This window comes from Streptomyces sp. NBC_00996 (assembly GCF_045162675.1).
Lineage (GTDB): Bacteria > Actinomycetota > Actinomycetes > Streptomycetales > Streptomycetaceae > Streptomyces.
This window is the reverse complement of sequence record NZ_CP108723.1, coordinates 553,175-574,515: the sequence shown is the minus strand read 5'-3', so window position 1 is coordinate 574,515 and position 21,341 is coordinate 553,175. Positions and strand designations below refer to the sequence as shown.

General features: G+C 70.6%; 19 protein-coding genes and 3 pseudogenes. 9 read left to right on the top strand and 13 right to left on the bottom strand.

Annotation, left to right across the window (positions count from 1 at the left end):
• Positions 1–68 precede the first annotated feature (68 nt).
• Positions 69–314, top strand: a pseudogene (locus tag OG390_RS02940) (YnfA family protein); the annotation flags it as partial.
• Positions 315–319: 5 nt separating this feature from the next.
• Here OG390_RS02940 and OG390_RS02935 read toward each other — a convergent pair.
• The 5 genes and pseudogenes from OG390_RS02935 to OG390_RS02915 all read right to left on the bottom strand — a co-directional run.
• Positions 320–823, bottom strand: a pseudogene (locus tag OG390_RS02935) (hypothetical protein); the annotation flags it as partial.
• Between the two features lie 73 nt (positions 824–896).
• Positions 897–1,277, bottom strand: a pseudogene (locus OG390_RS02930) (methyltransferase, FxLD system); the annotation flags it as partial.
• Positions 1,274–3,262 (bottom strand): ABC transporter ATP-binding protein, encoded by a 1,989-nt coding sequence (locus OG390_RS02925; protein ID WP_406164846.1) that lies wholly within the window; start codon positions 3,260–3,262, stop codon positions 1,274–1,276. The pseudogene OG390_RS02930 and the gene OG390_RS02925, both read right to left, overlap by 4 nt.
• 377 nt (positions 3,263–3,639) lie before the next feature.
• Positions 3,640–3,957: a hypothetical protein gene (locus OG390_RS02920; protein ID WP_406164845.1), complete on the bottom strand. Its 318-nt coding sequence runs from the start codon at positions 3,955–3,957 to the stop codon at positions 3,640–3,642.
• Positions 3,958–4,036: 79 nt separating this feature from the next.
• Positions 4,037–5,053 (bottom strand): Lrp/AsnC family transcriptional regulator, encoded by a 1,017-nt coding sequence (locus tag OG390_RS02915; RefSeq protein WP_406164844.1) that lies wholly within the window; start codon positions 5,051–5,053, stop codon positions 4,037–4,039.
• Positions 5,054–5,342: 289 nt separating this feature from the next.
• On the opposite strand from OG390_RS02915, the gene OG390_RS02910 reads away from it, so the two are divergent.
• Together OG390_RS02910 and OG390_RS02905 are read left to right on the top strand one after the other, a co-directional pair.
• On the top strand, positions 5,343–6,257 hold the full coding sequence (locus OG390_RS02910; RefSeq protein WP_406164843.1) for an alpha/beta hydrolase: 915 nt from the start codon (positions 5,343–5,345) through the stop codon (positions 6,255–6,257).
• A 469-nt stretch (positions 6,258–6,726) separates the two neighbouring features.
• Positions 6,727–7,278 carry a hypothetical protein gene (locus tag OG390_RS02905; RefSeq protein WP_406164842.1) on the top strand — a complete coding sequence of 184 codons (552 nt, stop codon included), beginning with the start codon at positions 6,727–6,729 and terminating at the stop codon, positions 7,276–7,278.
• Here the strand turns inward: OG390_RS02905 and OG390_RS02900 are convergent.
• The 4 genes from OG390_RS02900 to OG390_RS02885 all read right to left on the bottom strand — a co-directional run bounded on the left by OG390_RS02900 (position 7,234) and on the right by OG390_RS02885 (position 12,263).
• Positions 7,234–7,899, bottom strand: a complete 666-nt coding sequence (locus tag OG390_RS02900; RefSeq protein WP_406164841.1) for a dihydrofolate reductase family protein — start codon at positions 7,897–7,899, stop codon at positions 7,234–7,236. The two genes, OG390_RS02905 and OG390_RS02900, sit on opposite strands and share 45 nt — an antisense overlap.
• On the bottom strand, positions 7,899–8,450 hold the full coding sequence (locus OG390_RS02895) for an SRPBCC family protein (protein WP_406164840.1): 552 nt from the start codon (positions 8,448–8,450) through the stop codon (positions 7,899–7,901). Before OG390_RS02895 ends, OG390_RS02900 begins: the two co-directional genes overlap by 1 nt.
• Positions 8,434–8,796 carry an ArsR/SmtB family transcription factor gene (locus OG390_RS02890; RefSeq protein ID WP_406164839.1) on the bottom strand — a complete coding sequence of 121 codons (363 nt, stop codon included), beginning with the start codon at positions 8,794–8,796 and terminating at the stop codon, positions 8,434–8,436. Before OG390_RS02890 ends, OG390_RS02895 begins: the two co-directional genes overlap by 17 nt.
• A 221-nt stretch (positions 8,797–9,017) precedes the next feature.
• The gene (locus OG390_RS02885; protein WP_406164838.1) at positions 9,018–12,263 is read right to left on the bottom strand and encodes a CHAT domain-containing protein; all 3,246 of its coding nucleotides are present in this window, start codon (positions 12,261–12,263) and stop codon (positions 9,018–9,020) included.
• A 184-nt stretch (positions 12,264–12,447) separates the two neighbouring features.
• On the opposite strand from OG390_RS02885, the gene OG390_RS02880 reads away from it, so the two are divergent.
• The 5 genes from OG390_RS02880 to OG390_RS02860 all read left to right on the top strand — a co-directional run bounded on the left by OG390_RS02880 (position 12,448) and on the right by OG390_RS02860 (position 16,585).
• A complete protein-coding gene (locus OG390_RS02880; RefSeq protein ID WP_406164837.1) occupies positions 12,448–12,759 on the top strand; it encodes a CATRA system-associated protein in 312 nt (103 codons plus the stop codon).
• Entirely contained in the window at positions 12,752–14,275 is a 1,524-nt protein-coding gene (locus tag OG390_RS02875) for a CATRA conflict system CASPASE/TPR repeat-associated protein (RefSeq protein WP_406164836.1), read from the top strand. Before OG390_RS02880 ends, OG390_RS02875 begins: the two co-directional genes overlap by 8 nt.
• 45 nt (positions 14,276–14,320) lie before the next feature.
• Positions 14,321–14,737: a hypothetical protein gene (locus tag OG390_RS02870; protein WP_406164835.1), complete on the top strand. Its 417-nt coding sequence runs from the start codon at positions 14,321–14,323 to the stop codon at positions 14,735–14,737.
• 1,028 nt (positions 14,738–15,765) lie between these two features.
• Positions 15,766–16,197 (top strand): hypothetical protein, encoded by a 432-nt coding sequence (locus OG390_RS02865; RefSeq protein WP_406164834.1) that lies wholly within the window; start codon positions 15,766–15,768, stop codon positions 16,195–16,197.
• Between the two features lie 253 nt (positions 16,198–16,450).
• The gene (locus tag OG390_RS02860; RefSeq protein WP_406164833.1) at positions 16,451–16,585 is read left to right on the top strand and encodes a hypothetical protein; all 135 of its coding nucleotides are present in this window, start codon (positions 16,451–16,453) and stop codon (positions 16,583–16,585) included.
• A 206-nt stretch (positions 16,586–16,791) separates the two neighbouring features.
• Here OG390_RS02860 and gap read toward each other — a convergent pair whose 3' ends face one another.
• From gap to OG390_RS02845, 3 genes are all read right to left on the bottom strand, one after another.
• Positions 16,792–17,790, bottom strand: a complete 999-nt coding sequence (gene gap / locus OG390_RS02855) for a type I glyceraldehyde-3-phosphate dehydrogenase (protein WP_406164832.1) — start codon at positions 17,788–17,790, stop codon at positions 16,792–16,794.
• A 98-nt stretch (positions 17,791–17,888) separates the two neighbouring features.
• The gene (locus OG390_RS02850; RefSeq protein WP_406164831.1) at positions 17,889–18,845 is read right to left on the bottom strand and encodes a GlxA family transcriptional regulator; all 957 of its coding nucleotides are present in this window, start codon (positions 18,843–18,845) and stop codon (positions 17,889–17,891) included.
• A 161-nt stretch (positions 18,846–19,006) separates the two neighbouring features.
• Positions 19,007–19,309, bottom strand: coding sequence for a hypothetical protein (locus tag OG390_RS02845; protein ID WP_406164830.1), 303 nt, complete (start codon positions 19,307–19,309; stop codon positions 19,007–19,009).
• Between the two features lie 93 nt (positions 19,310–19,402).
• On the opposite strand from OG390_RS02845, the gene OG390_RS02840 reads away from it, so the two are divergent.
• Positions 19,403–19,603 (top strand): type II toxin-antitoxin system VapB family antitoxin, encoded by a 201-nt coding sequence (locus tag OG390_RS02840; protein ID WP_406164829.1) that lies wholly within the window; start codon positions 19,403–19,405, stop codon positions 19,601–19,603.
• 271 nt (positions 19,604–19,874) lie between these two features.
• On the opposite strand, the gene OG390_RS02835 is transcribed toward OG390_RS02840, so the two are convergent.
• Positions 19,875–21,287 carry an FAD-binding oxidoreductase gene (locus tag OG390_RS02835; protein ID WP_406164828.1) on the bottom strand — a complete coding sequence of 471 codons (1,413 nt, stop codon included), beginning with the start codon at positions 21,285–21,287 and terminating at the stop codon, positions 19,875–19,877.
• Positions 21,288–21,341 lie beyond the last annotated feature (54 nt).

The following is a 21,341-nucleotide window of genomic DNA, read 5'->3' as shown; positions in this document are numbered from 1 at the left end:
CGGCCGTCAGCACACCGGTTCGCTCGCAGGGGCCCCGGGCGGCGTGCACCACCACGCCGCCCGGTCCACACAAGGGATGGATCTGGATCGGCGCCGGAGTGATCGCCCTCGGCCTCTACGGCGCCGTCGCGACCTTCCAGAGCGATGACAACTTCGGGCGCATTCTGGCTGCGTACGGCGGAAGTTTTGTCGCCGGGGCGATCGCCTGGGGCGTGATCGCCGACGGATACCGCCCCGATCGCTTCGACGTCATCGGAGCCCTCGTCTGCCTCGAAGGAATGGCCGTGATCATGTACTCCCCGCGTGGTAACTGACGACCTCAACCGCAGGTCATTCCGCAGGTTCTGATAGCCGGACTTACCAGCGTCCTCGACGGGCACGGTGTCTCCTCCGCGGGCAGCGGGACTGGGTTCAGCGTGATTCTGCCGATGGTGACGTGGGTGTGGGCCACGTACGGTTCGCGGGTGAGGGCGGGGGCGAGTTGATCGACGGGTGGCGGGGTGCCGTCCTCACAGAAGAGATGGACACCGGTGCCCGCGACGGTGCGGCGGTGGGGATCCCAGGCGCCGGCGCCCTGCATGGCCACAAAGCCGCAGACGATGAGCGGCTCGTCGCTGTGGAGGGCGCCGTCGCGTTTGGTGAAGCCGATGGCCCACGTGTGCTGGTGCAGGCGCAGCGGTGCGACGAGGCGCCCGCCCTCGGCCAGGGCACCGATCCAGGGCAGGTCCCAGGTGTCGACGGTGACGATGATGGCGTCGAAACCCTCGTCCGGCATGACGTCGGACGGGAGGTGTTCGGCGTCGGCGGTGACCACATGTACGCGGTCGTACCCCCGTTTCGGTCAGGAAGCGGGTAGCGCGGTCGGTGGCGGCCGGGTCGATGTCGAGGGTGGTGACGCTGCCCTGATCGCCGACGAGTTCAGAAATGAGGGCGGCGTTGTAGCCGGCGGAGCCGATCTCCAGAACGCGGTCACCCGGCTGGATGCGGGCCGCTTCGAGCATGTCGGCCTGCAGCCAGGGCGCGGAGATGGAGCTGGTGATGCGGCCGTCGTCGGTACGGCAGATGGCGACAATGTCGTCGGCGTAGGCCTCCTCGGCGGGCACCTCGGGGGCGAAGGAGTGCCGGGGCACGGTGCGGAAGGCGTGCTCGACGGCGGTAGTGCGGATGTGGTCGGCCGCGGTGAGCTGGTCGGTCAACTGGTGACGCAGGGCGCTCGTTTCGTCGATGTCGGTGGTGGGAGGCGTCGTCACGGTGGGCCTTTCGATCGGTCGGGTCATGCGGGATCCGCGACGGTGGGTGAGGCGGGCTTCGGGACGCTGGCGTTGGGCGCGTACTGTGCGGCCTGCGCGGCGAACATCGAGGCGTAGCGCCCTTGGACGGCCATGAGTTCATTGTGGCTGCCGTGCTCGACGAGCTGTCCGTGGTGCAGGACGTAGATGCGGTCGGCGTGGCGGACGCCGGACATGCGGTGGGTGACCAGGACGACGGCCTGGTTCGGGGCGGCGAGCCGGCGGATGCGGTCGAAAGCGGCGATCTCGGCTTCCGGGTCGAGGGCGGAGGTGGGCTCGTCCACGATGAGTACGCTGTCGGCATCCGAGGTGGAGCTGCGCCAGTGGGTTCGAGCGAGCCCCATCTTCTGCCACTCGCCGCCGGAGAGTTCGCTTGCACCGCGGAACATCCGGGCGAGCAGGCTTCGAAGGCCGTAGGGAAGTTTCGCGATGACCGGTCCGGCACCCGCGTAGTCGACGGACGGCTGCAGGTCCTCGGGACCGGCTTCCTGGGCCGGTCGGCCGATCCGGATGTTCAATGCCGCTGTTACAGGCCAGCGTTGAAAGTCCTGAGTGAGCAGCGCGACGCGGTCGAAGACTTCGGAGCGGTCGAGGGAAGCGACGCCGGCATCACCCCACAACACGGTCCCGCTCTGCGGCAGCAGCAGGCCCGACAACACCTTCATCAGAGTGCTCTTGCCGGAGCCGTTCTCGCCGACCACGGCGGTGACCGAGCCCATGGGCAGCGTGAGTGAGACCCCGTTCAGGGCGGGAGTTTCCCGGTCCGGGTAGCGGTAGCTGACCTCGTCGAGGACTACCTGCCTCACCCGTGGCGGAACGGGATCGCCTCCGTTGGGAATGGTGCGTCGTGCCGCCTCGTCCAGGAACAGGGCGTGGTCGCGGACGTAGAGGGACTCCTCGTGCAGCTGGTTAACGTTCATCACCAGCGCGCCCAGGCTCGCCGAGCCGGACCGGACGGCGATGACGGCCGTCCCGGCCACGGCCAGACTCATGTGCCCGCTCATGATCAGCAAGAACAGGGCCGCGTACGTCGCCGCCATGGCGAGGCCGGACAGCGCGGCAGCCACCCACTCGGTGACGGCTTTGCTGGAGGCCAGCCGCTCCTGCTCGGCCTCGGCGCTCTCGGCCATGCGCTCGTAGCGGCTGAGCAGGAAAGGCCCGACGGCGTGGATGCGCACTTCCTGTGCGGCGGTCCGCTCCGTGAGCAGGTTGCCGATGAGACGGCTGGCCCGCACGTGCTCGATCCAGCTCATCACTGACACGTACCGTTCCTGCGCGACCCGCATCGCACCCCAGCCGCGCGGTGCCGCGATCAGGATCAGCATCGGCAGGAGGACCGGGTGGAGGATGGTGAGGACGCCGGCCGTGGAGATCAGGGAGATGCTCCCGTTCAGGGCGGCCACGCAGGCGCTGATCATGCGGCGGGCGGATCCGGCGCCGTACTGGGCGACGTCGATCAGCCGCCGGAACTCCGGGTCCTCGATGGCCTCCAGCTCGACCGACGCGGCGGCGGCCAGGTACTGGGTCGTGGCGATCCGCTCGACCAACGGCTCCAGTCGGCCCGCCCGCGAGGTGGACCATCCGGCCAGGCCCGAGTTGAGCACGGCCGCTCCGGCGGCGGCGAACACGCCCGGCAACACCGCATGCAACCGCTGCCCAGGGGTGCCCGAGCCGAGCAGCGCGTGCATGACGGAGTTGACCGCGAGCAACCCGACGGCCGCGGCGACGCCCTGCCCGATCTCGCTGATCGCGACAGTGAGCAGAGCGCGGCGGTCCGCCTGCCACGCCATCCGCAAGGCCGCCCCGACCAGCCTGGGCATGGAGCGCAGAGCCGACATCATCGTCAAGTCGAGTCGGGCACGCTCGTGTTCCGACCAGCCGAAGTCGTAGCGCAAAGGACCGCCGAAGAGCTCTTGTTCGGCGTCGGAGACCTCCGGCTCGGCCATCTGCACGCGTCCGAAGAACCTCTTCACAGGACGCCTCCCGGCCCAGTCGGCGTGGGCAGCCGCCGGGTCATTGTGGCCGTGCTCATCCGTAGAGTCGCCTGTGCTTGTGTGTTGGCCGAAGTCAACCTGGTCCCCCTTGACGGTTGTGCGGCTGGTTCGTATGGTTCAACGAATCAGCCGGAATTTCGAACACATGTGTTTCAGTCGTGTTGGTAACCCCGCGATTGCGCGCGCCGGAGCTTGCGGGTTGCATCGACCCTTGCGCTGCAAGGGCCGAGGATTGGAGTGGCGGTGGCCAAAACGCCGAGGGTGCCGCTGTTACGTCGCCCGGGGCCCGGACGGGGTCTGGTGGAAGCGTGAGAGCAGAGCGCTGGGCTGCGGGGAGCGGCCGTCGACCGCCGTCATCAGGAGAAGTTGGCGATCACAGGCTTGGCGTGAGTCCGTAACAAGGTGCCGGCTCTCGCGAGGTCCTCGGGAGTGTCGACCGCCAACCCGTCGTCCCCGACGCCGAGCATCCATACCGTGTGGCCGTTATCGATGAAGCGCAGCATCTCCACGCCTTCGGCACGCTCAAGCGGTCCCTGGGGCAGATGCCGGAACATACCGAGGGCCGTTCCGGCTTCGACGACGTGTTCGCCCGGCTCGCCGACGAGGTCGCCGGCACGGCACCGACCACCACCGAGGACCTGCCCGCCTACGCGGGCGCGTTGTTCGCTTTCCATCAGGACCATCCCCAGGTGCTCCGCCTGGTCCCCGGTACCGGCTGGAGTACGCAGCCGACCCGTCGGCGCGGCGGTGGCGTCACCTCGACGGGACCGGCTGGACCGGCGCGGGAGCGCGTTTGGCGGCGCGGCTGACGATGGCCGTCTCGACGTGGGTGATGCCCAGGCCGACCAGGTCGCGGGAGAGGAAGCCGTAGAGGGCCGTCAGGTCCGAGAAGTACGCGGCCGCGTGCAGGTTCGAGGGTCCCGATGTCGCGAACGCGCCATGTACCGCGGGGTGCTCGGCCAGCGCCTGCCCGGCGGCGGCCAGATGGTCGGGGGCCACGCGTAGCAGGAGTTTGGCCTCGATGGGCAGTCCGAGGCGGCGTGGCTCGACCAGGACCTGGGTGATCAGGCGGCCCTGGGCGGCAAGTTGGGCGAGGCGTCGGCGCACCGTGCTCTCCGAGTGGCCGGTGCGCGCGGCCAGGGCCGCCGCGGTCAGGCGCGCGTCGAGGGTGAGAGCGTCGATGAGGGACTGTTCCAGGGCATCGGTGTCGACGCCGTACGGGCCCGGGGAATCGGAAGCGGTCGCTTCGGGGACCGGTTCAGCCGGGCTCAGCGCCGCGCGTTCGGGCGCGGTCAGCACCTGGTGACGCCACTCGGAGGTGAGCCGGAAGACGTGCAGGATCGTGGCACTCTCCAAGGACGTCACCGCCTGGGTGGAGGGCAGCTGCCGGAACACCAACGGGTCGCGTGAACCCGGCTCGGTGCGGGCAACCGCGAAAATCTCGTCACCCGAGGTGGTGACGTCGATGAACGGGATGTCCTCGCGCGCCGCCAGCGCGGCCACGATCGTGTCGAGCTTTCCCCGCAGGACCCGGATGCGCAGGAACAGGGCCCCGGCCGAGCCGCCGTTGCGCGGTCGCGCGACCGGTGAGATCACCACGCGCACGGTGCCGTCGGCGCCGAGCGCGTGCAGGCGGCGGCGCACGGTGGCAGGGCTGAGCCCCAGTACGTGGGCGGCCCGCTCCGCGGTGAGGCGGCCGTCCCACTGCAACGCGGCCACCAGCCGCTGATCCATGAGACTCAGTACGGAATCCGCCGATGCGCGCGCCATGAAGGCAAGTTTCGCCCATTCCGTCGCGCTGCGGGGCCCGTCTCCGGGGACACGACCCAAACATGGATGTCATCGACTCCGCCCCGTCCCTGACGTACGTCGGCGAACCCGAGCCACGGAAGGAGCACCCGATGATCCTCGCCCCGTGGTTCCCCGGCCTGATCGGCTGACCGTCGCCACCTCCAGGGCTGCCACCGGCGGCCCTGGAGGTGGCCTGCGGTGCGACGACGCCGCAAGCCTGCGATTTTCACAGCACCCCGAGAACGACGCATCCACCACGGAGGTCCATGTGCCCGCGTTCAAGCAACGGGAAAACGTACGCTTCGCCAGCGGCGACACCTCATGCGCCGCTTGGCACTACCCGGGGTCCAACGGCGGCTGCGTGATCATGGCCGGCGGAACCTCGGTGACGAAGGAACCGGCCTCGGACCTGTTCGCCGCACGGTTCAACGACGCCGGTTTCGCGGTCCTCGCCTTCGAGCACCGACGGTTCGGAGAGAGCGGGGGCACGCCGCGCCAGATCGTCCGCTTCGACGAGCAGGTCGCCGACTGGCACGCCGCGATCGAGTACGCGGCCGGTCTGCCCGACGTCGACCCGGACAGGATCTCGGTCTGGGGTTTCTCGCTCGCGGGCGGCCACGTCTTCCGTGTCGCGGCCGACCACCCGCGACTGGCCTGCGCGATCGCCCAGACCCCGCTGGTCGACGCCCGCGCGGTTGCTCCCCACGCGCTGCGCTCCATGACGCCCCTCGCGCTGCTGCGGCTACTCGGCCTGGGCGTCGCGGACACGCTCGGGGGCCTCGTCGGGCGTTCGCCGCTGCTGGTCCCCACCGCCGGACCGCGCGGCGCCGTCGCCTCGCTCACCACGCCCGACGCCATGGACGGCGACCGGGCCCTCGACCCCGAGCGTCGCCACACGAACTGGGAGCAGACGGTCGCCGCACGGATCGTCCTGCAGTTCGGCGGGTACCGGCCCGGCCGCCATGCCTCCCGGATACGATGCCCACTGCTGGTGGTCGTTTGCGACCAGGACCAAAGCGCGCTCCCCGGCCCCGCCGTCCGGGCGGCCCGGAACGTGCCGGGGTCCGAAGTGGTTCACCTGTCCGGCCGCCACTACGCCCCATTCCTGGAATCGCACGAACAGGCCGTCGAGGCGGAGATCGCGTTCCTGCAGAAGCATCTGGATCCCCGCGATCCCAGGTGAGCAGATCACCCGCTCGATCGGTCTGCTCAACGGCTGGAACGGCAGGCCCGCTGCCGGGGAGCACGTCTTCGTGGTCACCCATGGACCAGGGGCGGACTGGGAACAGGCCTGCACGGGTACCGTTCACGTTCGTCGACGGTGTCGAAGCGGCCATCAGCGCCGCTCGCTACGGCTCGGCTTCGACCATCGCAAGATCACGCATCATCGTCTGCGTCGAGGGCGGCGGCGGTGGCCGAAACCGGGGCTCTGTCCGCGCTTTCGTGAACTGAACGCTGAGGCGTCAGCCAGGTGAGGGCGCAGGCCATGGGGGACCGTCGGGCGAGGCGTCGGACGGCCGTCCAGCCAGCAGCAGTGGAGGTTTGCGTCCTGCACCGTGCGGGCGTTGACCCACCTCTCGCGGACTGCTCTGGGTGAGGTCTTCGGCTGCGGTAAGGCCGCAGCCCGTGCGTATGCTTCGCGGGAACCGTCGATGGTGGAGGACCGGCTGCGCGAGGCCCTGCTCGTGCAGTGCCGCAGCGACCATGTCGAGCCCCCGGGCCGCGTCGAGCGGATCGTGGCCGCCGCACGGGCGCGGGCGGACCGCGTCTTCTGCGCGCAGACCGTCGCGCGCCTCGGCGAGGCGCGCGCTGGGCGCCTGCTGACCGTGGTGGCGGAGGGCAACGAGGAGGGCACGGCGTTGTTGGCCTCGCTGAAGCGGGACCCGGACGCGGTGGCGCTGGACTTGCTGCTGGCGGAGATCACGAAGCTGACTGCCGTGCGGCGGCTGGGGCTGCCGGAAGGGCCGTTCGCGGACTGCTCGGAGAAGCGAACGCACGGCCGCCTGCGCCGATCCACTCCGCGGTGCTCCTCCGCCGTCTTCCGGTCGTCACTCTCTGGGCTTTCCACAGGGCAGCGGTGCCCGTACTCGGCTGGGCCACCGCCCCACCCCGCGCGACCGGGGCCGCGGGGTGGGGCGCTGGCCGGCGTGGTGCGCCGGCTACCGCTTCCCGACGGTGTAGGTCAGGTGGGTCACCCGGGATGATGCGTCCGTGCGGGTCTGGTCGAGGGCGAGGCGGGCCGGGTCCACGCGGTCGAACAGGCGGATGCCGGTGCCGAACAGCACGGGCGCGAGGGTAATCGAGAACTCGTCGATCAGGCCGCTGTCAAGGTACTCCTGGATCGTCTCGGCGCCGCCGGCGATGCGGACGTCGCGGTCGCCGGCGGCCTCGCGGGCCTGGTCGAGGGTGCTCTCGATGCCGTCGTTGACGAAGTGGAAGGTGGTGCCGCCCGGGCGTTCCCACGGGTCACGCTTGGTGTGGGTGACGACGAAGACCGGGGTGTGGAACGGAGCCTCCTCCGGCCATGCCTGCTCGCCGAGGTCGAACATGCGCTTGCCCATGACGCTCGCGCCGGTGCGCTCGTACGTCGCCCGTGCGATGTCGTTGTCGATGCCTTCCTCGCCGCCCTCGCCGAGCTTGAGGTTCTCCCGGAACCAGCGCTGCGGGAACAACCATGCCTGCAGTTCCGACCACTTCGTCACCCAGCGCCTGACGCCCGGGTCGTCCTGCTTCTCGGGCGAGAAGGCGTCCTCGGGCGGCACGGCCTCGGGTGCCATGAAGCCGTCGAGCGACATCGTCACGCTGAAGAAAACCTTCCCGGCCATCAGCTCTCCGCTCCCTTCGGGGTGCTCTCGTTCGAGGTGGTCTCGTTCCGGCCGGTGTCGTTCCGGGTGAGTTCGGCGACGTAGGCCGCCAGGTTGCGCAGGGTCTGCTCGCCGCCCTCGATCGCGTGGTACTTCTCCACCGCCTCGTCGCGGAGTTCCTTGGTGGGGAACACCGTGCGCATCACGATCCGGGTCTCGTCGCCGGCCGGCTCGAAGGCCAGGACCGACTCGAAGGCGTTGGGGTCGTCGCGGGACTCGCCGTGCAGCAGCGCGATCCGCTCCGACGGGACGATCTCCCGCCAGGTGATCCACTCCTGGTAGTCGGTCCCGTCCGGCCCGTGCATCACGAAGTCCCAGGCCCCGCCCACGCGGAACTCGAAGGAACGCGTGGTGGTGGAGAACCCCTCCGGTCCCCACCAGCGCGACAGGTGCCGGACCTGCGTGAACGCCTCGAACACCAGCTCCCGCGGGGCGCCGATCACCCGGGACATCACGATCTCGCGGTCCGCGGTCGCGTGTTCGGGCTCGCCGCCGCTACTGGTCGTCGCCATCCGGTAGTTCCTCCCGCCTTGCCTGTTTCAGGTCCTGCACGTACTCGTCCAGCCGGTCGAAGCTCCCGCTCCAGAACCGCTCGAAGCCGCCCAGCCACTCGTGCACCGGCCGCAGCCCGCGGGCGTCCAGGCCGTACAGCCGCTGCTTGCCCGCGCCGCGGACCCGCACCAGCCCGACCTCGCGGAGCACCCGCAGATGCTTGGACGCCTGCGGCTGGGTCATCCCCAGGTCCCGCGCCAGGTCGGTCACCGGCCGCTCGCCGCCCCGCAGCAGCACCAGGATCTCCCGCCGCTGCGGCTCGGCGATCGCGTTGAACGCGTCCGAGGTCGTCGCCGCTCGTGCCATGCCGCAATCGTATGCCTGTATCGGAATGTGTCAACGCGAGGGCTGTGTGACCAACGACCGGCTCGGACTGTGCGGCACGTGGAAGACCGCAGGAAGGTCCGTCGCCGTGAACTGCTCGCGCAGTGGCCGGAGATGCCCGCGACGGTGATCGCCGAGCGGATCGGCTGGGACCGGGGCGTGCGGGCGTCGGGGCGGCTCGCCTTGCTCTGGAGGCCCCGCTGTCATGGACCGAGGTGGTGGAAGGGTGTCCACCACGACGGCCGGTCCGGGCGGTGGTCGCGGGCCGCGCGCACCGCGCTGTCCAAGGCGCGGGCCGTGGTCTCGTGCGTGGCTCCTGCCGTGCCGAAGTCGTTGTAGAAGTGCCGGGCCACCCGCAGCGAGGTGGTGCTGTGGACGGGCCAGAACGAGGCGATGACATGGGCGAAACCGGCGGACTGGAGAGCTCCGGCGAGGTGCAGGGCCTGGTCCGTGAGGGTGGCTCGGCCGCGGCCGGTCTCGCAGGCCGACAGGTATGCCAGGAAGGACGGGGCCTGGGAGTGGGACTCGGCGATGTCCGACATCGTCAGCGGCCCCGACTCGAGGTGGTCGTGGCACATCAGGGCACCGTTGTCGTCCGTGGCCGGGTCCTGCTGGGCGTGTCCGGCGAAGTGGAACCAGTCGTGGCGGCCGATTCCGGACAGGACGGCGGCGCGTGTGGCGTCCCGGTCGCTCAGCGCGCTTGCACCGGGCGCCCACTCCTGCACGGCACGTACTTCGTGGGCGGCCGCGGCGAGCCGCGTGAGGCCGGGAGTGTCGCGCAGACCCACGGCCAGGACCTGAGGTGACGCCGGCAGTACAGTGCCTCGGGCGCGGTGCAGCGCGGTCAGCGTGGGGGTGTATGAGGACACCACCAGGTCCAGGACCGAAGCGGTGCCCAGGACCTGGTCGGGTACGGCGTCGCGGGCGCCGGAGGCATGTAGCGGCAGCCCGCTGAACGGGCCGGTAGGGCACCACCACAGCCGTGGCCGACGGGCCGGATCCCGTGGGGGAGTGGCGGCGGGGACGAGGCCTCGGCGGACGAGGGTCCGCAGGACCGGGGCAGTGACGGCCTGCCACAGCCAGTCCAGTACGCCGGTGACCTCCGCCTCGGCCCGGTCGCGTTCGGCTGGTGCGAGGCCGGCGCCGGCGGCGGCCCGCGTCGCGGCCTGAAGGTGCTTCAGTTGGGCGCGTACCGTACCGGTGGTGAGGCCTGGCAGGGCAAGCGTCTCGATCGTCCCTGAGTGGACGACGAGCGCGTCGCAGCGGTGGTGTCCCGCGTTCAGCACGACTACCGGGGCCGGGACCTCCCGCACCAGCCGGTGCACGTCGGGCGGCAGCAGGAACCGCTCCAGCCCCGGCACCTGCCGCAGCCGGCTCAATACGTCGTCCATCTCGGCCGCCGCCTCCCGGTAGGAGGCCAGTTCCGCGTCAGCGCGGTGCGCGGAGAGGGGCGAGGATTCCTCCGCCGTGTCCGGCCCGAACAATCCCGCCGCCGAATCGCGGGGGCGGTCGCTCAGTTCGTCCCGCAACTGCAGGAACCGCTCGCCGAGCCGGGGGGCGTGGGTATCCAGCAGACCGATCTCGGCGCGCAGTCCGAGGGACTCCGACAGCAGCAGTCCGCGCCCGAACTCCAGGAACTCCACCGCCGCGAACCGGTCCCCGTCGGCCAGCGCGCATGCGGCGGCGTCGGAGCCCAGGCCCTCCAGAGCGCTCAGGTGGCGCTCGCGGTCGGCCCGGTTCAGGTGCTGCGGGGCAAGGCGCGGCAGGAGGTCGAAGGCGAGACGGTAGGCGGTGGCCGCCTGCACCAGGTCGCCCGAACGGGCTGCGGCCAGCCCCCAGCTGTGGGCTTCCCGGATGCGCGTGTCCAGGGTGTTCTGCGCAGCCCGCGCGCTGGTTGTGCGCAGCTCCGTGACCTCGCGGTAGATCGCGGCCGCGTCCGGCGACAGGGGGCCGGTGGGCGGGACCACCAGGTCGCCGGTGACCTCCAGTATGTCCGCCAGCCCTTTGACCAGGGTGCGGGCGATGACGTGCGGAATCTCGGGAAGCGCCAGGGCGTCGCGGTAGGCAGCCTCGGCGGTCACCAGGTCGTCCGGCTGGAGCGTCTGCAGAGCGCGCAGGCGGTGCACGTAGGCGAGGCCGCCTCGTGCCCGTACGGCATCACGGTGATGACGTGCGGTCCGGGCGGCCTCCTCGAAGACGGCCGCGGCGGCCTGGTGGTCGGCCGGATCCTGGCGGTCCTCGTAGCGCGAAGACAGCGCGATGGCCAGCGCGTTGACGCACCGGAACCGTTCGGCGTCCGCGGCGGACAGGGCCGCGGCCGCCTGCCGCAGTTCCCGTTCGGCCTCGTCGAGGGCGGCGGCGCCGCCGAGCAGGTCGCGGTAGACGGTCAGCAGCACGCCGAGGCCGAAGCGGAAACCGGCGGCCGCCCGGGGGCCGGGCGCCGTGGTGATCGCCGTGCGGAACAGGGCGACGGCCGCCAGGAGATGGGTGGTGTCGCCCGTGGTCTGCAGGTGGAACCGGTAGGTGGTGGCCAGGTTGGCGAGGACCGCCGGGTGGTTCATGTGCCCGGGCGGGGTCGCCTCCACTGCAGTGCGCTGCGCGCTCAGCGCCTTGTCGAGGAGCGCGGGATCGTGCGTGGCGGCGAACCAGGTCCGCAGCACGTTGGCCCAGGTGTTGAAGAAGGTGCCGCGGTCCTCGCTTTGCGACGTGGACTCCAGCGCGCACGCTTCCGCCGCGTACGACTCCGCCTCGGCCAGGCGCGCGACGGCGCCGTCGCGTTCGTACTCCTTCTCCCGGATCTGGCACAGGCTGATCAGGACCGAGCCCCGGAAGGGATGGCCGGGTGGTGCGTGGGACAGGCCGGTCTGCGCCGCCTGCGCGGCGTCGGCGAGGTGCCGCGCGTCGGCGGTGCGGGTGTAGAGCTGGGTGATGCCGTCGGCGAGGAGACCGTACTGCCAGGCGGTGCGGTCCGGGGCGTCCCGCACGGACCGCGTGGCGGCCTTGCGTAGATAGGTGATGCTGGTGGTGAGGTCGTCGACACGGCCGTTCCGGTCCCAGAGCCGGTCGTGGGCGTTGGCGATGCTGGCCGCGACGGCCGTGGCGCCACCTGGGTAGGTGTGCGCGATGGGCTCCGCGGCCCGGAGCAGGCCCAGGGCCTCCTCCAGCGCAGCCGGATCGCCCGGGCAGGCGTCGTAGCGGTCCAGGAGCGCGTTGGCCAGGTTGAGCTGGTAGGGGAGCCCTTCGTCAGGCGGGGTCTGTTCCATGGCGATGCGGTGGAGGTCGACGGCGTGATTCAGCAGCGTGGTGTCATGGGTGAACAGGTGGAGGCGGCGCAGCGATTGGCCGAGTTCGTTGAGGATCGCCGGCCGGTCGGGGTGCCCGGACGGCAGTGAGTCGTGCAGGCCGGCCAGGCGCTCGAGGTGCTCGCGCAGTTCCGCTTCCTCGTCCATCGACTAACCCCCCGTGGCCGTACGACAGATGATGACCATAAGGCCGCTTCCGTGATATCGCGCCCGCTTCACAGGAAGAAAGGCAATCCGGTCGAAACATATGCGGCCCGTCCGTACCGGTGGCACCATGTCAGCCATTCGTGAACGTGGGGCTTGATATGGCTCAACAAACGGGGGAGCACGCGTGACTGACGGTGCGTTGGCCGACTCGGCACTACGGGCCAGGGCCACGCTGGAGCTCGTGTCCGACTGGACCGCGACGCCGGAACAGTGGCAGCGCGTGATCCGGCTGCTCGCACAGCTGGACCACGCCATCGACCGTCGCGACGCGACGGCGCTGCGCGCGGCGGCCGACGCGCTGGAGGACCTGGACGCATACCGGGACCCCGGGCGGGTGGGCGAGACACCGCCCGGACCGCCCCCGCCCCCCGTGCTGGAACGGGTCCCGAAACTGGTCGACAGGATCGGACGGCTCCGGGCTGGGCGGCATGCGTGAGCGATGGGTGCGCCGGCCGGCACTCGTCGTCCATGTGTTCCTCCGCCCCGAGCCGTCGGCCGCGGACACGGCGTCACCCCCGCCCGCCGAGCGGTATTTGGAGGCACTCCTGGCCGCCTGCACCGCCGTCGGCATGACTGAAACGATCCCACCGTTCCCCGCACTGACGGGCATAACCGGCTTTCCGGCTGCCCCCGCCTCGGAGCCCGCGCGGATCGCCGCGGCCGCCGCGTCCGGTGCCGGCCCCTGGATCGACCAGGCAGTCCTGTGGACCCGGCGCGGCATCACCGGGCTGTCGGTGGTCTTGTCGGCCCGGCCGGGCGCCGACAACTCCTGGGGCGCACAGTGGGCCCGCTGGTCAGCGTGCGCCCCAGCCGCGCCCGCGCCCGAGGGCGTCCTGGACACCGTGGTCGTGGCCCGGGCCCTCGGCCCGCTCGGCCGCCGGCCGGACTTCGTGGTGGAGACACAGGTACGCCGCCTGTCCGGACGATGCGGAACCCTGTCCGGCCCGCCGGGCCCCTGGGCGCGGATCACGGGCGACCGTCTCCTCTGGCAGATCCGCTCGCACCCGGACGACCCGCGCCAACGCACGCTCGTCGTGCTGGCGGCCACCAACGAGCCCACCCTCGACGCCTGGCTGTGGCACACCGGCGGCCCCGAACCCGCCCCCCTCACCCTGCACCTGCTCCAGGCGGCACTGGTCCGTCGCCAGCTTCGGCTGCTGGACCAGGAGCAGGAGGCATACGAGGAACTCGACCGCACGGTGTCAGCCGCCGCCGACGAACTGGGCGAGTTGCACGCCCAGGCGCTCGCCGACCCCGTACCGCTCACCGGCCGACTGGCCCTGCGCGCGGAGGAAGACCTGGAGCGGCTGCGGGCCGCCGCGCACACGCTCGCGGCCAAGCGCAGCGACCTGCGCACCACCCACCGGGCGGCGCAGAATCTGGCGGAGAACATGCGACAGGCCGTGCCCCCCGGCGACGATGCGCCCGGCTCGGTGTTGCACACCGACCGCCGGGAGGCCGACTGGCTCGCCGCGCGGGCCGACGACGCCGCGGAGTATCTCGGCGCCACCCTGGAACGCGTCGAGACCGTAGTGGCCCTGGGCGGACGATTCGTCGAGGAGCAGGCACGGGCCCAGCGCCAGCATGCCATCACGGCCCAGACGGCACTGGTTGCCGGGCTGCTGGCATTCCTCGCAGGCGTCCAGTCGCTGACCTACAAGGTGCCGCTGCCGGGCCCCTTCGCGGCCCCCACTATCTGTGCGCTGTCCCTCCTGGTCGTGGTGCTACCGACCGGCGGACTGCGCCTGGTACGCGGCGGCCGGCAGGCCACCACGCCGGTGCTGTTCGACCTGCTGGGCATCGGAGCCCTCGGCGGCGGCCTGGGCTGGCTGACCGCCACGACGGTGTGCTGGGCCCGGCAGGAACAGGCAGCCCCGCCCTCCTGGTCGCTGGGCGCGGCGGCCCTGGGCACGGCGATCTCAGCACTCCTCGGCCGGTGGCGCATGCACTGAGCCGGAAAACCACGTCGGTGAACGTCGACAAGAAGGGGGAAGTCCATGGGACTCTTCGGGAAAGTACCGCTGGACGACGACTTCGACCGTGCCCTGGCCGGGCACCAGAACAACTCCGTGCGCAAGTGCATCGCCCGCGCACAGCCCTTCGTCCGAGACATCCTGCTGCCGGGCGAAACCCTGCGCACGGTCTTCTACGAGGGCTTCACCGGAGACCACACCCTGGTCGTCACCGACCAGCGCCTGCTGGTGATCAAAAACAGCTTCGGCGGCGGCCGCCCCAAAGAACTCTGGGTGGCCGCGAAGCCCGAGGAGATCCGCTCCATCCGCCACGGCGGCAACGAGAGCGGCTACGGCATCCTCATCCAGGTCGGTTCGACAACCGTGGCCACGAGAGCCAGTGACCACCTGTCCGGCCGCATGCTGGCGGAGTCGGTACAAGAACTCTGCGGGATGGACTGAACGACAAGCACACCGCGGGATGGCCCGAGCAAGCGGCGCGCCTCCGCTCACGCGAAGGTGCGCCGCCGGACATCCTGAGTACCAACATCCCGGGCCGTGCTCAAAGAACCCTCCCGCGCGGGTCCTTTGGCCGCGCCGCGCGATGGCCCAACCTGCCCGCCGTTCTGGCGATGGCAGCGGCGCCCGACCCGGTGTACTCCAGCGCCGCGGGCAGACGGCTGCGCTGCTCGCGGATCAGGCGACGAAGAGGGCGCTGCGCGTCCAGGCCCGGGACGCCCACTCAGAGGGTCTCCGAGCCGGTGGGGCGGCCTCCGAACGGCCGTATCGTGCAAGCCGGTCCGGTCCCCACAACGCCCGCCCCGGGATGGTGGGGCGAGGGCTCGCGCTGTCAGGAGTAGGCCCAGCGCCACCCGTTGCGGTAGGTGCACGTGATGCTTGCACCGCCGGCATCCGTCGTCGAAGCGCCGTGGTCGCTGTTCCGGCAGTACTGCCCCGCCTCGTAGCAGTTGCCCGAGCCGGAGACGATCGAGCAGGTGCCGGTGTCGCTGCTCCGGTCCCGCGAGGGCCTTCCGCGTATCTGGTGTCTATCCGCCCGCGTACGCCTTGCGGCACTCGTCCGCGGCGATGAAATACGCGTCCCGGAACTGGGTTTGAGTCGCGGGTGGCAGACAAGCGAACCGGGTCTCAACGGTGTTGTGGGTCACGACTGCGGGGCGCACGGGGCGCACGGGGCGTTCGACGGTGTCCGGTCTCGCTGAAGTTGGGGCAGGCTCAGGCAATCTGAGGCATCCGGCCTCGATGCCTCAGATTGGCTGAGACTGCGGACGTCGATCCGGTGCTCGTGCCAGAGTCCTCCTCGTGCAGATATCCAGATCCAGACACGTTGCTGCGGGCCTCTTTCTGGGCGCCACCCTGATATTGACCGCCTGCGGCCAGCAGCGCACCGGCCCGACGGCGACCGGCCTCGCCCCGAGCCTCGGCGCGACCCCTCGCCCACGCGCTCCTCCACGGGTCCCGCGCGGGGCAACGTGGAGCCCGGCTCCCACGGCGGAGCCCCGCACTACCGCGAGAACAACGGCTTCAAGGTCCCCAAGGACATGTCCCCCGCCAGTGAGAAGATCGCCCGGAGCGAGGCTGAACGCATCGAACCCGTCCTCAAACGCCTCTGGAAAAACGGAGTGTGGGACCCGAAGAGCGTGCGGGCGGCGCTGCTCCAGCTCGGCTACCGCAACGAAGGCCCCGACAGCGAGCAGGGCCGTGGAACGCTCTTCGTGGAGGACATGGGAACGCGGCTCGGGCTCACCGACACGCACCCCGTCAGGCCCGAGGGCGCCCGCATCGCCCTGCGAGTCCGTCACGACGCCTGTGTCACCGCATTCACGCAACCGACCAACTACCAGGTCACAGTCAACGGCCGGTTTCTGGAGACCGGCTGCTTCGAACCGCGCGGCGGCCACTGAGCACCGGGCTTCCCAGGTTCGCCTCGATTACAGGGTGCTGCTTGGAACTTCGCGGCAGCCTCGCGAGCTGACTGACGGCGCAGTCACAGGCTCGACCCGATCTCAGTCTTTGATGAGCTCAGCGAGGGTCCACTGCTCCCGGTCGATTGAGACCGGACACCATGGTTGCAGTTGCTGGGCGTCTATCTCGCGGCCTACAGCGATCCGTTGCGCATGCCTGCAGCAAGTTCGGCGGCGCGGCCGCGCCAGCTACGTGGGCCAGCACGCCATCGGCGTCCCCGACCCCAGCTCCTTCGGCGTGGCACTGCTGTTCACCGCGCTCGCCGGCGTCTACGAGCCGGCCACCGCCACGCGCCTGCCCGACCCCCAGCGCATCACCTCGCGCTGACCGGACCGCGCGGGTCAAGCCGACCACCGCCACAGGTTCGGCACGGCACCCCCGGCCACAGACCCGCGCCCTGAACGGGTCTGAGGGCGCGATCGAGCCCTCAGTCCCGTTCTCTGCGTCCAAGGCAGCAAGCCCCGCCCAGGCAACGGGTTTTTTCCAGCACAGCGACGCTCGAAGAGCGCCCTCGACCGCGCCACGGCGTCCGGTCAGCGGGTGGCGAGGATTTCCAGCGTGTCGATCACGCGGTTCGAGAAGCCCCACTCGTTGTCGTACCACGCGACCACCTTCACGTGGCGGCCGTCGACGCGGGTGAGGGCCGAGTCGAAGATCGACGAGGCCGGATTGCCCACGATGTCTGACGACACGAGCGGGTCGTCCGAGTACTCGAGGATGCCGGCGAGCGGCCCCTCCGCCGCGGCGCGGTATGCCGCCACCACGTCCTCGCGCGTCACGTCACGGCCGACGGTCGTGTTGAGTTCGACGAGCGAGCCCACCGGCACCGGCACGCGGATCGAGTCGCCCGACAGCTTGCCGTCCAGGCTCGGCAGCACGAGGCCGATCGCCTTGGCGGCGCCGGTCGTGGTCGGCACGATGTTGACGCCGGCGGCCCGGGCACGACGGGCGTCGCGGTGCGGACCGTCCTGCAGGTTCTGCTCCTGTGTGTAGGCGTGCACCGTCGTCATGAACCCGTGCTCGATACCGGCGAGTTTGTCGAGGACCGCGGCCAGCGGCGCGAGCGCGTTGGTGGTGCAGGAGGCGTTGGAGACGATCGTGTGCAGGTCCGGGTCGTAGGCGTCGGTGTTGACCCCGAACGCGAGCGTGACGTCGGCGCCGTCCGACGGCGCGCTGACGAGCACCTTGCGCGCGCCCGCGTCGAGGTGAGCGCGGGCGGCCTTGGCCGAGGTGAAGCGGCCGGTTGCTTCCAGGACGATGTCGACGCCGAGTTCGGCCCACGGCAGCTTCGCCGGTTCGCGCTCGGCCAGCACCGTGATCCGACGGCCGTCGACGACGAGGGCGTCCCCCTCGACGGTCACCGGACGTCCGAGCCTGCCGGCCGTGCTGTCGTAGGCGAGCAGTCGGGCGAGAGTGGCGGGCGCAGTGAGGTCGTTGACAGCGACGATCTCGAGGGCGCTGTCGCGCTCCAGAAGCGCGCGCAGCACATTGCGTCCGATGCGGCCGAATCCGTTGATGGCGATGCGAGTCATGAGTGATGTCCCTTCCCTTCGCCACCAGGCTCGCCCGCGGCTCCCGCCGTTGACAGTGGCGAGATCGCCACGGTTCAAAAGGATCCCGCCACACGGTGCTACTCGCCTTGGGTGAAGGTGCGCCGGTACTCGCTCGGTGTGGTGCCGAGGATGCGCTGGAAGTGCAGGCGCAGGTTCGCGCCGCTGCCGAGCCCGACGTCGGCGGCGATCTGTTCGACGCTGCGCTGCGAACGCTCCAGCAGTTCGCGGGCCAGGTCGATGCGGGCGCGCATCACCCACTGCATCGGCGTGTATCCGGTCTCCTCGACGAAGCGCCGGGAGAACGTGCGCGGCGAGACCCCGGCCTGGCGCGCCAGTATGTCAAGGGTGAGGGGCTCGTCGAGCCGGTGCAGCGCCCACTCGCGGGTGGCGCCGAAGCGCTCGCCGAGCGGCTCGGGGACGCTGCGCGGCACGTACTGGGCCTGGCCGCCGCTGCGGTAGGGAGCCGCGACCAGGCGGCGAGCCGCGTGGTTGGACGCGGCCACTCCGAGGTCGCCGCGCAGGATGTGCAGGCACAGGTCGATGCCGGAGGCGGCGCCGGCCGAGGTGAGCACGCTGCCCTCGTCGACGAACAGGACGTTCTCGTCGACCTGGACGAGCGGGTGCTTCGCCGTGAGTGCTCGCGTGTAGTGCCAGTGCGTCGTGGCGCGCCTGCCGTCGAGCAGGCCCGTGGCGGCGAGCGCGAAGGCGCCCGTCGAGATGGCGGCGAGCCGTGCGCCGCGCGCGTGGGCGGCGATCAGTGCGTCGACGACGGGCTGCGGCGGGTCTTCGCGGTCCGGGTGCCGGTAGCCGGGGACGAAGACGATGTCGGCCCACGCAAGCGTGTCGAGGCCGTGGGCGACGGAGTACGACAGGCCGTCGCCGCCGGTCACGAGACCGGGTGTCGCCCCGCACACCCGCACCTCGTACGGCATGCTCGCGCGGGTCGTGAACACCTGCGCGGGAATTCCGACATCGAGGGGCTTCGCACCCTCGAGCACCAGGACGGCGACGCGATGCAGGCGGGAAGCTGGCATGAGAAGGAGGTTACGTGGGGCGTGACGTCGATACGCCCACGGCGTGGACCGGGCAGACGCCACCGGCCGGGCTGTCCTCTCCGTTGCAGTCCACCACCCGTCCCGCCCTTCGCCCGGCCAGGCCCGGCAAGAGGACCGGCGCCGTCACCTGCTCCCGCTGATCACGACGATCGCCGCCGCTTTTCCAGCCCTGTCCCGCCCAGTGGAACGTGGGCCCGAGGGTCGAGGAGCAGGTATCCGGCCGGCTGGTGAATCCCATCCGCCCCGATCCGCTCGGGGCAGATGGTCGCCTTGCAGTCGATGAGATTGCCGGCCGCGATGAAATCGGCGTCCGCGCCACCGACATCGCTGCTGCCGCAGAATGTGGGAGCACAGAAGCACTGGCCCGCCGGCAGGCGAGCGGCCCAGCCCAAACCCTGCTCCGTTCCTGCCAGTTGAACCTGGTGCACGATTTGCGGGCGCATACGCCGGGACCCGTGACAACCACAGCTTGTCAGTCCCCCGCGACATCACACCAACAAGGCCAGTAGAGTCCTGGTCCGAAGGAGGGGGCGCTCGTGGCCAACATCAACATCAGTCTTGATGCCGAACTGGTGGTGGAAGCGATGGTTCTGGCGGGGATCGGGTCGCCCCAGGACGCCGTCGAAGCAGTCGTGCGTGACTACGTCGCCCGGGGGCACCGCACCGAGGCACGTACCGAACTCACGGGCCAGAGTCTGCGCGAGGTCGAGGCCAAACCGCAGGAGCCTCAAGGCTGAGTGTGATCACGTGACGTCACTCCGGCTCCGCTCCCGCCGGCGACCTCGTCCAGATTTTCAACCTGTCCGTGCTGGAATCGGTGCCACTGTCGCCGTCGCCCGGCATCATCGACGAGTTCATCATCAACGCGACCGCCCCGGCCGACGCCGGCCGCCCCGGCCGACGCCGACCACCGCGTCCATCACGGCATCCAGGTCCGCGCACCGGGACGGTCGAGTGGCTTACCAGGCTGTAGCAGCTCGCCGCCCGCTGGTGAGCACCAGCTCCTGGTCACGCCGCGGCTGAGGGGCGGATGTTCTGGTTGAGGCGGAACAGATTGGTGGGATCGTAGGTGTCCTTGACTCTCACGAGCCGTTCGTGGACCGCGTTCGGGTACGAGGCATGGACCTTGTCCTCGGCGGCGTCGCCGGTGAAGTTGACGTACATGGCCCCGTGGCCGTGGCGTGCGATCTCCTGGCGGGCGTTGCGGGCCCAGGTGACATGGGCGTCGAACCCCGTCGCGTCGGGGGAGCGCGCGATCACGTTGCACAGGGTGCTCGTCCCACGCTGGCTGAACGCCGTGGCCTCGGCGGGCACGCGGGCGTAGGCACCGCCCAGTTGGTGCAGATGCAGTTCGCTGAAGGGCGTGGGCGTCGTCAGGTGGTGCCGCAGCAGGGCGTCGATCGCGGCGTCGGACGGCTCGATGAACGCCGATGTGAAGTAGTTGTGGGCGCCGGCCGTCCACAGCGGGTCGAGCAGTGACTGCATGCCCAAGTACGGCATGGGACCCATGAGGTCGGCGATGGGTGTCCCCAGCGTGCGCAGCGGACCTACGGCCGCCTCGCCGGCCGCGGGGTCGCCCGCGTACATGCCGGCCAGCACCACGACGCGGGTGCCGTGGACTTCCTCGGGCAGGAACGGCAGCGGAGGTGCCGTCGTCAGATCGACGAGTGTGGTGAGTTCGTCCGGCATGTCTCCGGTCAGCTCGCGCCAGCCCGTGATCACTTGTCGGGCCTCGGCGACGGGGTAGAAGATCAGGCCGGCCAGGACCTGTGGCCCGACCGGGTGCAGCTGGTACTCGAGCGAGGTGACCACACCGAAGTTGCCGCCGCCACCGCGCAGGGCCCAGAACAGCTCCGAGTGCCCTCGCGGGTCCGCACGCACCACACGGCCGTCCGCGGTGACGACCTCGGCCGCCGTCACATTGTCGGAGGCCAGACCGTGGCGGCGCAGGAGCCAGCCGACGCCGCCGCCGAGAGTGAAGCCGGCGATGCCGGTCGAGGAGACCAGTCCGCCGGTCACGGCGAGCCCGAAGGCCTGGGTTTCATGGTCGAGGTCGCCCCACGTCATACCTGCCTGGGCGACGACCCGGCGCCGCACCGGATCGACTGTGGCGCCCTTCATGAGCGACAGGTCGATGACGATGCCGCCGTCGCAGGTCGAGAATCCGGCGATACTGTGAGCGCCGCCGCGCACAGCGACGAGCAGGTCCTGGCTGCGGGCGAACTCGACGGCGTGGATCACGTCCGCGGTCCCGGCGCAGCGCACGATCAGGGCAGGATGCTTGTCGTGGGCCGCGTTCCAGACCGCCCGGGCCTCGTCGTAGGCGGCGTCGTCAGGACGGACAACGGTGCCGCGCAGTGCTGACTCCAGTTCGGCGATGGTGGCATCCCCCAGAACGCCCCTTGCCGTGTCGATCGACATGGTCGGCTCCTCGGTACGAGTGCTTGCGCTGATGGTCAGGACCGTAGGCCGTGC